The following is a 12,351-nucleotide window of genomic DNA, read 5'->3' as shown; positions in this document are numbered from 1 at the left end:
CCCCCCCCCCAGATCAGGCGCCATGTCTCGTGGGCTGGGAGATGTGGAGAAGAGACCGGCCCCCGGCCGCGCGGGCGGACACTGACGGCCTGTGCAGCGCTGCGCAGCGTGCTCCCACCACGTCAGGACCGCACCATGGCCACCCGAGGGTCCGACGAGGTCGTGCGGGTCGACGCCGACGCCTCGTTGGACGCGCTGATCCACACGCTGACGCGCCACGCCGCCCGCACACTGGGCGTCGAGGCCTCCGCGTGCTCTGCCGCGACCGTCCGAGGCTGCGACCGGTGGCTCTCGGCCGCCTCCGTCGCGGTGGCCCGGTGCGACGCCGTGCAGGACCGGCACCGGCTCGGGCCGCGGTACCTGGTCCGGTCGACCGGGGCCCCGGTGACCGTCCCGGACGTCGCCGCCGACGACCGGTGGCCGGTGTGGAGCCACGCCTGCCGGGTGCAGGGCTTCCGCTCGGCGCTCGTCGTGCCGGGCACCTACGGGCACGTGACCGTGCACCTGTCCCTCTACTCGCCGGCCACGCCGGACTGGTCCGGGGTGACGCCGCGCGCGCTCGGGCTGGCGCACGGCATCGCGGCCGTCGTCGCCGCCCGGGACGAGATCATCGAGCTCGCGCAGACGATGGACGACCTGCTCGCCGGCAGCCGGTCGCGGGTCGTGCTCGACCGCGCGGTCGGGGTCGTCATGGCCCAGCGCGGCTGCGACGCGTCCGAGGCGCTCGCGCACCTCAGGTCCCTGTCCGCGACCGGGGACCCGCGCGAGGTGGCGGCGGCGCTGGTCGCGGGGGCGATCGGGGTCGGTGGTCCGTCCGGCGGCCCCGGCGCGGGCGAGCCGGCGGCGGGCCTGGTCGGGCAGCGGGACGAGCCCGCGCCGCGCGGCGGCGCCGGGTCGGCCGCGGGCGAGCCGACCGTCGGCGGGCACGTCGTGGACGCCCCTGCGACCGGGCGCCCGGCGTCGGTCGGCTGACCGGCCCCGGCGGGCTCGGTACAGTCCGAGGGTGCCCACCCCGCCCGACGACGCGACCGTGCCCCGCGCCCCCGTGCACCTCGACGGCGGCGACCTCGGCTGCGCCCGGCTCCTCGTGCTGCTGCGGGCCCGCGCCCGGGAGCTGCCGCCCGGCACCGTCGTGCACCTGACGACGTCGGACCCGGTGGCGCCGATCGACCTGCCGGCGTGGTGCCGGATGACCGGCCACCGCTACCTCGGACCGGTGCCGGACGGGCCGCCGCCCGCGACGTACGCGATCGAGGTCGCCGCGGACGCGCGCCCCACGGACCCGGACCGTCCCTGGCACGTGGCCACGGGCGCCTGAGCCCTCAGTCCAGCCCCGCGGCCGCCTCGGCGTCCTCGATCCCGCGCAGCCAGTCGCGCTTGCCCGCGCGCCAGCCCTCGTCGTCGGCCCCGAGCCGCCAGTAGCCCGAGATCGACAGGTCGGCCTTGCCGAGCCCGCGCTCGACGCGCAGGTACCGCCGCAGGTCGCGCACGGAGCCCGCCTCGCCGTGCACGAACGCGTGCACGCGCCCCACCGGCCAGGGCAGGGCCCGCACGGCCTCGACGAGCCGCGCGCCGGGGGCGGCGTCGCCGGCGTGCACCCAGTGCAGGGCGATGCCGTCGGGGACGTGCAGGGGGATCTCCTCGGCGCGGTCGTGCACCTCGAGGACGGCGTGCCCGGAGGCCGCGCCGCCGAGCCGCTCCAGCGCGACGGCGATCGCGGGCAGCGCCGAGGCGTCGCCGGCGAGCAGGTGGTGGTCGGCGGTGAGGTCGGGGGAGTAGCCCCCGCCCGGGCCCACCACGACGACCTCGTCCCCGGGCGAGGCGGTCGCGGCCCAGGGTCCGGCGATGCCCTCGGCCCCGTGCACGACCAGGTCGATCGTGAGGGTGAGCTCGAGGTCGTCGAAGCCCCGCACGGTGTAGGTCCGCATCCGCGGCTGGTGCTCGGGCGGCAGGGCCGCGCGGGCGGCCTCCATGTCGACGCGGCCGTCGGGGGTGGTCCAGGTGGCGAGGACGTCGGCGCCGGAGGCGGTCGTGCCCACGCCGGGCAGGAACACCAGCTTGACGTAGGAGTCGGCGTGCGGGGACGGCGCGAAGCCGGCGACTCCGGGGCCGCCGAGGGTGACCCGGACGAGCGCCGGGCTGAGGTGCTCGGCGCGGACGACGGTGGCGCGCAGGGCGGTCCGCGGCGGGCGGCGCGGGGTGGTCACGGGCTCGGTCGAGGTCACGCGGGGAGCACCTTCCAGTGGTTCGAGGTGCCGGACGGGTCGGCGTGCGGTGGACGCGCGGCCCGGGGGCGTGGCCGGTGCGTCGGGTCGAGCGTAGGTGGTCGGCAGCGGCGCGTCACGCGCGGGAGACGCGCGTCTCACCGGCTGCCGTGCGCGCGTCCCCAGGTGTCGACGTCGGCGTTGAGCCGGGTGAGCAGGCGCGCGAGGTCGGCCCGGTCGTCGGCGGACCAGCGGTCGAGGACCTCGCCGTACAGCCGCGCGCGGACCTCACGGGTGCGCTCGAGGCCCTCCAGGCCGGCCTCGGTGGGCCGGACCAGCGTGACCCGCCCGTCGCTGGCGTCGGCGGTGCGGACGACCTGCCCGGCCTGCTCCATCGCGAGCACCTGCCGGGTGACGGTCGACGGGTCGAGCCGCAGGGCGTCGGCGATGGCGTTGACGCTCGTGGGGCCCTCCTCGGCGAGGACGCCGAGGACGAGGTAGGCGGAGCGCTCGATCTCGCCGCGGGCGCGCGCACCGGCGCGGCGGGTCCGGTCGGACAGCCGCAGCAGCATGGCCACCTGGGCCTCGATCGTGCGCAGGGAGTCGTCCGGCTGCATGGTCACCTCGTCCTCGGGTCGGCCCCGGAAGTCTGCCACGTCCGGCCGGGCCATAAGCCTGTATAGTACAGATATACCCGACGACGACTTCCCGAGGACACCCATGCCCAGCCGGCACCCCGAACCGAACAAGACCGCCATCTACGCCACGGCCCTGACCGCGTTCTTCGCGATCGCGGGCATCGCCGTGGTCGACCCGATCCTCCCGGTGATCGGCGAGGAGATCGGCGCCTCCACCTGGCAGATCGAGCTGCTGTTCACCGCGTACCTGGTCGTGATGGCGGTGGGCATGATCCCCGCGGTCATCGCCACCGGCCGGTACGGCTACCGCAAGGTGCTCGCGACGGGCGTGACCGTGGTCGCGGCCGCCGCCGTGCTCGCCGCGCTCTCCGGCAACATCCTCGAGCTGGCGGTGCTCCGCGGCCTGTGGGGCCTCGGCAACGCCATGTTCTTCGCGACCGCGATGGTGCTGCTGGTCGCGCTGGCCACCGACCGCGAGTGGGTGGTCGAGCTGTTCGAGACCTGCGTCGGCCTCGGCTTCGCGGTCGGCCCGCTGATCGGCGGCCTGCTCGGCCAGATCTCCTGGCGGGTGCCGTTCGCCGCGTGCGGCGTGTTCATGCTGATCGCGCTGGCGATGTCGGTCACCCGGCTCCGCGACCCGCAGGACCCGCCGTCGGCGCTGACGCTGCGCGACGTCTGGCAGCCGTTCCGCCGCCCGGCGTTCCGCACGCTGTGCGTCGTGACCGCCGCCTACAACTTCGTGTTCTTCGTGGTGCTCGGCTACACCCCGGTGTTCCTCGGCCTGGACGTGATCCCGCTCGGCCTCGTCTTCACCGCCTGGGGCATCGGCCTGGCCGTCGGCATCCTGGTGGTCGGCCACCGGCTGGCGCACCGGATCGGCGCGGTGGCGACGGTGGGCGTGGCGATCGCGGGCCTGCTCGTCGCGCTCGTGCTCCTCGCGACGAGCGCCGGGACGGCCGAGTCCGTCGTGGTGCTGGTGCTCGCGGGCGTCTGCATGGGCATCGCGAACGCGAACCTGACGGACCTGGCCCTCGGCCTCGGCGGCGCCGAGCGGCGCACCACGACTGCGGCGTTCAACCTGGTCCGCTGGGGCTTCGCGGCCCCGGCACCGGTGATCGCGGGCCTGCTGCACCCGGTGAGCGCGACCGCCCCGTACTGGGTCGGCGCGGCGGTGCTGCTGATCGGCGTGGTCGCGTTCGCGTGGAAGGGCCGCGCCATGGCGGCGGCCGTCGGCGAGCGGCTGCCGTTCCGGCAGTGGGACCGCGCGGCGCGCGCCGTCGAGGGCGCGCCCGAGGAGGCGCTGGGCGAGGTCTGACCCCGGCCGGGCCGGACCCGGCGCCCACGCGGTGCCGGGTCGGTGCCGGGTCAGCGCCCCACGAGCCCCGCCTCGTAGGCGAACACCACCGCCTGCACCCGGTCCCGCACCCCGAGCTTCGCGAGGATCCGCCCCACGTGGGTCTTCACGGTGGCCTCGGACAGGAACAGCCGCTCGGCGACCTCGGCGTTCGACAGGCCCTCGGCGACGGCGAGCAGCACCTCGCGCTCGCGCTGGGTCAGCTCGTCCGCCCGGGCGTCGCCGCGCGGCGCCGGGGCGGCCTGCTCGCTCGGCAGCTCCTCGGCGAACAGCTCGAGCATCCGCCGGGTCACCCGCGGGGAGACGACGGCGTCGCCGGTCGCGACGGCGCGGATGGCGGCCGTGAGCTCGGCGGGGCGGGCGTCCTTGAGCAGGAACCCGCTCGCGCCGGCCCGCAGGGCGGCGAACGCGTACTCGTCCAGGTCGAACGTGGTGAGGATGAGCACCCGGGACCGGGACCCGGCGGCGACGATCCGCTCGGTGGCCTCGATCCCGTTGGTACCGGGCATCCGGACGTCCATCAGCACGACGTCGGGGTCGAGCGCGGCGATCTGCCGCAGCGCCTCGGCGCCGTCGCCCGCCTCGCCGACGACGGTGAGGTCGTCCTCGTCGTCGAGCACGAGGCGGAAGCCCATGCGCAGCAGGGGCTGGTCGTCCACCAGCAGGACGCGGATCGGCGCGGCGGCCGTGCCGTCGTCGGTCGGGGTCACGCGGGCTCCTCGGTCGGGGCGGGTCGTGCGGGTGCGCCGGACGGCGCGGGCGGTGCGGGCGGGGCCGGAGGTACCGGCGTGGCGAGGTCGTCGGTGCGCAGCTCGACGTGCACCCGCCACCCCGTCCGGTACGGCCCGGCGGCCACGGAGCCACGGTAGACCGCGGCGCGCTCGCGCATGCCGACCAGCCCGCGGCCGCCGCGCGCCGCCGGCGTCGCCGGGACCGCCACCGCGACCCCCTCGGCGTCGGTGCGGGCGGCGAGCGGGTCGTCGCGGCGGTCGGCCAGCCGCTCGCCCAGGCGGCTCAGCCGGCCGGGCTCGGACCCGGCGTCGGCCACCGGGTCGGCCACGCCGCCGTCGTCGACGACCTCGATGCCCACCCGCCCGGCGCCGTGCCGGACGAGGACGTCCACCCGGGCGCCGCCGCCGGCGTGCCGCAGGGCGTTGGTCAGGGATTCCTGCACCACCCGGTACACCGTCAGCGCGAGGGCGGCGTCGCCCGGCAGGGCGGGTCCGGCGGTGGTCAGGTGCACGGTGAGCCCGGCCGCGCGGAACTGCTGGACCAGCGACTCCAGGTCCTGGGAGCCGGGCTGCGGCTCGAGCGGGACGTCGGCCCCGCGCAGCACGCCGAGCATCCGGCGCATGTCGGCGAGCGCCGCGCGCCCGGTCTCCGACAGCAGGTCGAGCGCGGCGACGGCCTCGTCGGGGGACCGGCGGACGGCGACCCGCGCGCCGTCCGACAGGGCGATCATCACCGTCAGGCCGTGCGCGACGACGTCGTGCATCTCGCGGGCGATCCGGGTCTGCTCGGCGGCGGCGGCCAGCTTCGCGTGCTGCTCGCCGGCGTCCACGAGCTGCTGGTGCCGCGCGACCAGCGCGCGGGTGTGCAGGCGGCGGCTGCGGACGTTGGCGCCGACCGCCAGGGCGACGAGCCCCGCGACCAGGATCGACCCGATGTCGATGCTCAGCCCGGAGTCGTCGGGCCGGAGCGCCGCGCCCCACAGCAGGAACGCGCCGAGCACCGCGAGGCTCGCGGCGCCCAGCAGGATCCAGCCCTGGCGCTGCGGCCGGGTGGCCGCCACCACGTACAGGCCCAGGGCGAGCGCGACGTCGCCCGCCCCGACGGACCCCGTGAGCAGCACCTGCAGCACGGTCGCCGCGCCCAGGGCGGCGGTGATCCGCACGGGCCAGCGCCGGCGGAACCAGAGCGCGGCCAGCGCGAGCACGGTGAGCGCGAGCGAGAGCGCCGCCGCGCCGCCCGACAGCCGCACGGTGTCCTGCGCCACGCCCACGTTCGGGCCCCGCCCGTCGACGACAGGGCCGACGGCGGAGATCGCCGACAGGGCGAAGAACGCGCACACCAGGACGTCCGACGCGCGGGGGTGCAGGGCGAAGAACCGGCGCACCCGACCGAGCCGCCGGGCGTCCAGCTCGGTGAACGCGGCGGGCGCGGGGTCCGGTGCGGTGCTCAGCGGGTCCTCCGGGGGTCGGGCGCCCGGGTGGGGCGGTGCGGCCGGGGCCGCGGGAGAGGGGCGACGGGAGACGGCGGCGGCCCCGTCCCGGGTCCGGGACGGGGCCACCCTAGGGTGCCGGCGCGGGTCAGGCGTCGCGGCGGCGCACCAGGACGAGCGCGGCCCCGAGGAGCACGACGCCCCACGCGATCAGCACGGCGTAGCCCTGCCACGGCGTGAGCACCGCGACGTCGCTGGCCGCCCGGAGCGCGTCGATGCTCTCGGTCGAGGTCGACAGCACCTGGAAGCCGGCGTTGGACGGCAGGAACGGCGCCGTCTCGGCGAGCACGCGGATGTTCGGGAACGCCGAGAACAGCGTCTCGACGACCAGGAACACGCCGAACACCGTGGCGAGCGCGGCGGCGGACACCCGCAGCAGCGCGCCGATCGCGAACGAGAACAGCGCGACGCCCATGAGGTAGAGCGGCATCGCGATCAGCACCCGGCGGTGGATCTCGTCGGACAGGTCGATCGCGTAGGCGTCCCCGAGCGACGGGGTGATCAGCGCCCAGGACAGCAGCGTGGCCAGGGCGCCGGTGACGAAGGCGACGACGAGCACGACGACGCCCTTGGCGAGGACCGCGTCCACCCGCCGGGGTGCGGCGGCGAACGTGGAGCGGATCGAGCCGGTGGAGTACTCGCCGGTGATCGCCAGGACGGCGAGCACGGAGATCACGAGCTGGCCGATCATGATGCCGCTCTGGACGAAGCTCGGCCCGACGGTCGAGCCGGACATCCCCAGCTCCTCGGGGTTCACGTTCTGCAGGGTGAAGTACGTGCCCATCCAGGTGAAGCCCGCCTGGGCGAGCACCGTGATGATCACGACCCACCAGGTCGAGCGGAGGGTCCACAACTTGATCCACTCGGAGCGGACGAGCTTCGGGAAGGTCACCCGGGGCGCGTCCACGCGCGTGCGGACGGGTGCGGTCGCGGTCGCGGCGCTCATCGCCGGGCCTCCTCGGGGAGCGGGGTGGTCGCGGCGTCGGCGGAGCCGGCCGCGGTGGAGTGGTACTCGACCGCGTCCGCGGTGAGCGACATGTAGGCGGACTCCAGCGAGGCCTGCACGGGGGTCAGCTCGTGCAGCACCAGGCCGTTCGCGGCGGCGAGCTCGCCGACCGCCTGCGCGTTCGCGCCGGTGATCTCGAGCAGCCCCGCCTCGACCGAGGTCACGGTGACCTCCGGCGCGGCCAGCAGCTCGGCCAGCCGGGACGCGTGCGGGCTGCGCACCCGCACGGACTTCCCGGAGGCGGCCGAGACGATCTCGTCGACCGGGGCGTCCGCGATGATCTTGCCGCGGCCGATCACGAGGATGTGGTCCGCGGTCAGCGCCATCTCGCTCATCAGGTGCGAGGACAGGAACACCGTCCGGCCCTCGGAGGCGAGGTGCTTGACCAGGTTGCGCACCCACAGCACGCCCTCGGGGTCGAGGCCGTTGACCGGCTCGTCGAGGATGAGCGTGCGCGGGTCGCCGAGCATGGCCGCCGCGATGCCGAGGCGCTGGCCCATGCCGAGCGAGAAGCCGCCGACCCGCTTGCCGGCGACCTGGCCGAGCCCGGTCATCTCGATGACCTCGTCGACGCGCTTGCGGCCGATGCCGTGCGTGGCGCCGAGGGCGCGGAGGTGGTTGGTCGCCGAGCGGCCGGAGTGCACGGCCTTCGCCTCGAGCAGCGCGCCGACCTCCGTCAGCGGCGACCTCAGCTGCGCGTACGGGCGGCCGTTGACGGTGACGGTGCCGGACGTGGGCCGGTCGAGGCCCATGATCATCCGCATCGTGGTCGACTTGCCGGCGCCGTTCGGGCCGAGGAAGCCGGTGACCTTGCCGGGCTGGACGGTGAAGTCGATGCCGGCGACGGCGGTCTTCTGCCCGTATCTCTTGGTCAGTCCGTGGGCCTCGATCATGGTGTCCTCACAGGGGTGGTCTCCGGGTACGGCACGAACCTACGGAACCGGGCCGCGTCGCGGAACGTCCGTGGGGCCGATCCTCCGGGGGCACCGGCTCGCCCGCACGGCCGACGCCCTCCGCCGTGGGGATGACCCGGGGGACCGCGGGGTCGGCCGCGGGGATGGTCCTGGGCGCGTGGGGGGTCCGGGGAACTTCCGCGGGGGTCGCGGCGTTCTAGGGTCAGTGCCACTGCCGGCTCGATCGCGAACCGACCCTGGAGGACCGATGACCAACCCGGTGTTCAACAACAGCGCCGTCTTCGGCGACCCGCGCGCCCGCGGGAATCGCGGACGCGCGCAGCAGACCGCGGCGCAGCCCGGCGCGTACGGCGCCACGGCCACCGGGCCGGTGATCGAGGCGCAGTCGCTGGAGCAGATGTACGGCGCGCCCGCGGCCACCACCCGGGACACGGGCCGCCTGACCTACGACGATGTCATCATCAAGACGGGCGGGCTGCTCGCGCTGCTCGTCGTCGTCGCGGCCGCCACCTGGAACGTCGCGCCCGGCCTGTGGCCGATCGGCGCGGTCGTCGGCTTGGTGCTCGGCCTGGTGAACGCGTTCAAGAAGAACCCGAGCCCGCTGCTCATCACGCTGTACACCGTGGCGCAGGGCGTGTTCCTCGGCGGCATCAGCCTGGCGTTCCAGAACATGACCTTCGACGGGCAGTCGGTGCAGCCGATCGTGCTGCAGGCCGTGATCGCCACGTTCGCGACGTTCGGCGCTGCGCTGTTCCTGTTCAAGTCCGGCCGGGTCCGCGTCACCCCGAAGTTCACGCGGTGGCTGCTCATCGCGATGGTCGGCTACCTGGCCTACTCGCTGGTCAACGTCGTGATGATGTTCTTCGTGTCGAGCGACGGCTTCGGTCCGCTGCGCAACGGCTGGGTCGGTGTCCTCGCCGGTCTGTTCGCGGTCGGGCTCGCGGCCGCCAGCCTGATCATGGACTTCGACGCCATCAAGCGCGGCGTCGAGCAGGGCGCCCCGGCCAAGCTCGCGTGGTCCGCCGCGTTCGGCCTCATCGTCACGCTGGTCTGGCTGTACCTCGAGATCCTGCGCATCCTCGCGATCCTGCAGGGCCGCGACTAGCAGACCCCCGACGACGGCCCCGCAGCCCGGCCCTAGGCTGGGCGGCGGGGCCGTCGTGCGTCCCGCCCGGTCCCGCACCCCTCGCACCTGGGAGACCCGTGAAGTACGCGCAGCACATCTCCGAGCTCGTCGGCGGCACCCCGCTGGTCCGGCTCAACGCCGTCACCGAGGGCCTCTCGGCGACGATCCTGGCCAAGGTCGAGTACTTCAACCCCGGCGGCTCGGCCAAGGACCGGATCGCGCTGAAGATGATCGAGGCCGCGGAGGCCTCGGGCGAGCTGCGCCCGGGCGGCACCATCGTCGAGCCGACCAGCGGCAACACCGGCGTCGGCCTGGCCCTGGTGGCCCAGCGCAAGGGCTACCGCTGCGTGTTCGTGTGCCCGGACAAGGTGTCGGAGGACAAGCGCGACGTGCTGCGCGCGTACGGCGCCGAGGTCGTCGTCACGCCCACCGCGGTGCCGCCTGACCACCCCGACTCCTACTACTCGGTCTCCGACCGGCTGGTCACGGAGATCGAGGGTGCCTGGAAGCCGAACCAGTACGCGAACGTCAACGGCCCCGCGAGCCACTACGCGTCGACCGGCCCGGAGATCTGGGCCGACACCGACGGCCGGGTCACGCACTTCGTCGCGGGCGTCGGCACCGGCGGCACGATCACCGGCACCGGCCGGTACCTGCACGACGCCTCGGCCGACCGCGCGGCGGCCGCCGGCGGCCCGGTGCGGGTCGTCGGCATCGACCCGCTGGGCTCGGTGTACTCGGGCGGCGACGGGCGGCCGTACCTGGTCGAGGGCGTCGGCGAGGACTTCTGGCCCTCCGCGTACGACCCGTCCGTCCCGGACGAGATCATCGCGGTGTCCGACGCGGACTCGTTCGCGATGACCCGCCGCCTCGCCCGCGAGGAGGCGCTGCTGGTGGGCGGGTCCTGCGGCATGGCCGTCGAGGGTGCGCTGCGCCTGGCCCGCCGGCTCCAGGAGGAGGACCCCGAGGCCGCCGCGCGGGCGATCATCGTCGTGCTGCTCCCGGACAGCGGCAAGGGCTACCTGTCGAAGATCTTCAACGACCGGTGGATGCGGTCGTACGGGTTCCTCGACACCGAGGCCGGGGCGACGGTCACCGACGTGCTGCGCACCAAGGACGGCAGCGTGCCGGCGCTCGTGCACACGCACCCCAACGAGACGGTCCGCGACGCGATCGAGATCCTGCAGGAGTACGGCGTCTCGCAGATGCCGGTCGTCGGCGCGGAGCCGCCGGTGAAGATCGGCGAGGTCGCCGGGTCGGTGTCCGAGCGCGAGCTGCTGGACGCGGTGTTCTCCGGGTCGGCGTCGCTGTCCGACCGGGTCGACCGGCACATGGCGGCCGCGCTGCCGCTGATCGGGTCGGGCGAGTCGGTCGAGTCGGCGCGCGAGGCGCTGCAGAAGCACGACGCGCTCATGGTCGTCGACGACGGGCAGCCCGTCGGCGTCCTGACCCGGCACGACCTGCTGGCGTTCCTGGCGCGCTGACCCGAGCGGGCCGGGCCGCGCCGGGGCGCGCGCCCTGGCCGGCCCACCCCGGTCAGGCCGCGCCGAGCACGTGCCGGTCGACGAACCCGTTGCGGAACGTGCCGTCGGGGTCCGTGCGCGCGACGAGCGCGCGGAAGTCGTCCAGCCGGGGGTAGAGGTCCCGTGGGTCCGCCCCGGGCGCGCCCACGGCGTCGAACAGCTTGCCCCAGTGCGGCCGGGCCCCGAACGGCGCGAGCGCGGCCTCGATGCGGGGGAGGACCGCCTCGACCTCGGTTTGCCGCGGCAGCCAGGTGAAGTGCAGGCCGACCCGGTCGCCGCCCTCCGCGGTGCTCAGCCACAGGTCGTCGCCGGCGATCGTGCGGATCTCGGCGACCTGCAGCAGCGGCGCGACCAGGTCGCCGAGCCCCCGCAGCGCCTCGATCGCCGCCACCGCGTGCGCGCGGGGGACCAGGTACTCGGACTGCAGCTCGTCGCCGTTGCTCGGCGTGAACTCGAGGCGGAAGTGCGGCAGGCGCTCGTGCCACGGGCCCGGGACCCCGAGCTGCTGGGTGCAGTTCACCGGGTCGATGCCGGGCAGCGGGTGCAGCGGCCCGGGTGCCGGGCGGGCGCCGAACACGTCGGCCCGCGGCTCGTAGGTCGCACCCGGGGCGACGCGCGTCTTGCGCCAGACCTGCCGGACGCCGGCGGCGGACCAGTCGGTGAACAGGCTGACCGAGTCGGCGGAGCCGGTGATCTCGTCCAGGTGCGCCAGCACCGCGTCCCACGGCAGATCGGTGTGCACCTCCTGGGCGACGTCGTACGTCGGCTCGACGTCGAGCGTCACGCGGACGACGACCCCGAGGGCGCCCAGCGCGACGACCGCACCGTCGAAGTCGGCGTCCCCGCGGGCGAGGCGCCGCAGCGTGCCGTCGGCGGTCACCAGGTCCAGGCCGGCGACCGCGGCCGCGAGGTTCCGGGACCGGTCGCCGGACCCGTGCGTCGCGGTGGCGACGGCGCCGGCGACGGAGATGTGCGGCAGCGACGCGAGGTTGTGCAGCGCCCAGCCCCGCGGGTGCAGCTCCCGGGCGAGGGCGCCGTACCGGGTGCCCGCCGCCACGGTCACGGTGCGCGCCGCGGCGTCGATCTCGACCGCCGGGTCCAGCCCGTCGAGCCGCACCAGGTCGTGCGGGGTGTCGGCGACGGCGTTGAAGCAGTGCCGGGTGCCGAGCGCGCGCACGCGACGGGCGCCGGCCACCACCTCCTGCACCTCCTCGACCGTGCGCGGCTCGTGCACGCGCGCGGCGGCGTAGGTGAGGTTCCCGGCCCAGGTGGTCAGCGTCATCGGTGCTCCCGTCCCGGCGGGCGCCCCTCGCCCGCCGGGCACGACCGTAACCCGGGCGCGTTCGCGGGCCGGGGAGCGCACCG

Annotated in this window: 12 protein-coding genes; 5 read left to right on the top strand and 7 right to left on the bottom strand. The window is 75.5% G+C overall.

What is annotated here, in order from left to right; all coding sequences use genetic code 11:
• Positions 1-135 precede the first annotated feature (135 nt).
• The gene (locus AC3WUG_RS06250) at positions 136-972 is read left to right on the top strand and encodes a GAF and ANTAR domain-containing protein (RefSeq protein WP_492326872.1); all 837 of its coding nucleotides are present in this window, start codon (positions 136-138) and stop codon (positions 970-972) included.
• Positions 973-1,003: 31 nt separating this feature from the next.
• On the top strand, positions 1,004-1,318 hold the full coding sequence (locus tag AC3WUG_RS06245; protein ID WP_492326871.1) for a sulfurtransferase TusA family protein: 315 nt from the start codon (positions 1,004-1,006) through the stop codon (positions 1,316-1,318).
• Positions 1,319-1,322: 4 nt separating this feature from the next.
• On the opposite strand, the gene AC3WUG_RS06240 is transcribed toward AC3WUG_RS06245, so the two are convergent.
• Both AC3WUG_RS06240 and AC3WUG_RS06235 read right to left on the bottom strand, forming a co-directional pair.
• Positions 1,323-2,225: a siderophore-interacting protein gene (locus AC3WUG_RS06240; protein ID WP_492326870.1), complete on the bottom strand. Its 903-nt coding sequence runs from the start codon at positions 2,223-2,225 to the stop codon at positions 1,323-1,325.
• A 137-nt stretch (positions 2,226-2,362) separates the two neighbouring features.
• Positions 2,363-2,821, bottom strand: a complete 459-nt coding sequence (locus AC3WUG_RS06235; RefSeq protein ID WP_492326869.1) for a MarR family winged helix-turn-helix transcriptional regulator — start codon at positions 2,819-2,821, stop codon at positions 2,363-2,365.
• Positions 2,822-2,924: 103 nt separating this feature from the next.
• Between AC3WUG_RS06235 and AC3WUG_RS06230 the strand changes: the two genes are divergently transcribed.
• Positions 2,925-4,157 (top strand): MFS transporter, encoded by a 1,233-nt coding sequence (locus AC3WUG_RS06230; RefSeq protein ID WP_492326868.1) that lies wholly within the window; start codon positions 2,925-2,927, stop codon positions 4,155-4,157.
• 50 nt (positions 4,158-4,207) lie between these two features.
• Here AC3WUG_RS06230 and AC3WUG_RS06225 read toward each other — a convergent pair whose 3' ends face one another.
• The 4 genes from AC3WUG_RS06225 to AC3WUG_RS06210 all read right to left on the bottom strand — a co-directional run bounded on the left by AC3WUG_RS06225 (position 4,208) and on the right by AC3WUG_RS06210 (position 8,316).
• A complete protein-coding gene (locus AC3WUG_RS06225; protein WP_492326892.1) occupies positions 4,208-4,831 on the bottom strand; it encodes a response regulator in 624 nt (207 codons plus the stop codon).
• Between the two features lie 71 nt (positions 4,832-4,902).
• The gene (locus AC3WUG_RS06220) at positions 4,903-6,486 is read right to left on the bottom strand and encodes a sensor histidine kinase (protein WP_492326867.1); all 1,584 of its coding nucleotides are present in this window, start codon (positions 6,484-6,486) and stop codon (positions 4,903-4,905) included.
• 19 nt (positions 6,487-6,505) lie between these two features.
• Entirely contained in the window at positions 6,506-7,363 is an 858-nt protein-coding gene (locus tag AC3WUG_RS06215; RefSeq protein WP_492326866.1) for an ABC transporter permease subunit, read from the bottom strand.
• Complete coding sequence (locus tag AC3WUG_RS06210) at positions 7,360-8,316, bottom strand: ABC transporter ATP-binding protein (RefSeq protein WP_492326865.1); 957 nt, start codon at positions 8,314-8,316, stop codon at positions 7,360-7,362. The genes AC3WUG_RS06215 and AC3WUG_RS06210 overlap by 4 nt, the downstream gene beginning before the upstream one ends.
• A gap of 268 nt (positions 8,317-8,584) precedes the next feature.
• Between AC3WUG_RS06210 and AC3WUG_RS06205 the strand changes: the two genes are divergently transcribed.
• Both AC3WUG_RS06205 and AC3WUG_RS06200 read left to right on the top strand, forming a co-directional pair.
• Positions 8,585-9,442, top strand: coding sequence for a Bax inhibitor-1/YccA family protein (locus AC3WUG_RS06205; RefSeq protein WP_492326864.1), 858 nt, complete (start codon positions 8,585-8,587; stop codon positions 9,440-9,442).
• 98 nt (positions 9,443-9,540) lie between these two features.
• Positions 9,541-10,947 carry a cystathionine beta-synthase gene (locus tag AC3WUG_RS06200; protein WP_492326863.1) on the top strand — a complete coding sequence of 469 codons (1,407 nt, stop codon included), beginning with the start codon at positions 9,541-9,543 and terminating at the stop codon, positions 10,945-10,947.
• 52 nt (positions 10,948-10,999) lie between these two features.
• Here AC3WUG_RS06200 and AC3WUG_RS06195 read toward each other — a convergent pair whose 3' ends face one another.
• Complete coding sequence (locus AC3WUG_RS06195) at positions 11,000-12,268, bottom strand: FAD-binding protein (RefSeq protein ID WP_492326862.1); 1,269 nt, start codon at positions 12,266-12,268, stop codon at positions 11,000-11,002.
• Positions 12,269-12,351 lie beyond the last annotated feature (83 nt).

The sequence above is a fragment of the Cellulomonas sp. EB106-03-03-XG116 genome (assembly GCF_058792015.1).
This window is presented reverse-complemented; position numbering and strand designations above follow the sequence as displayed.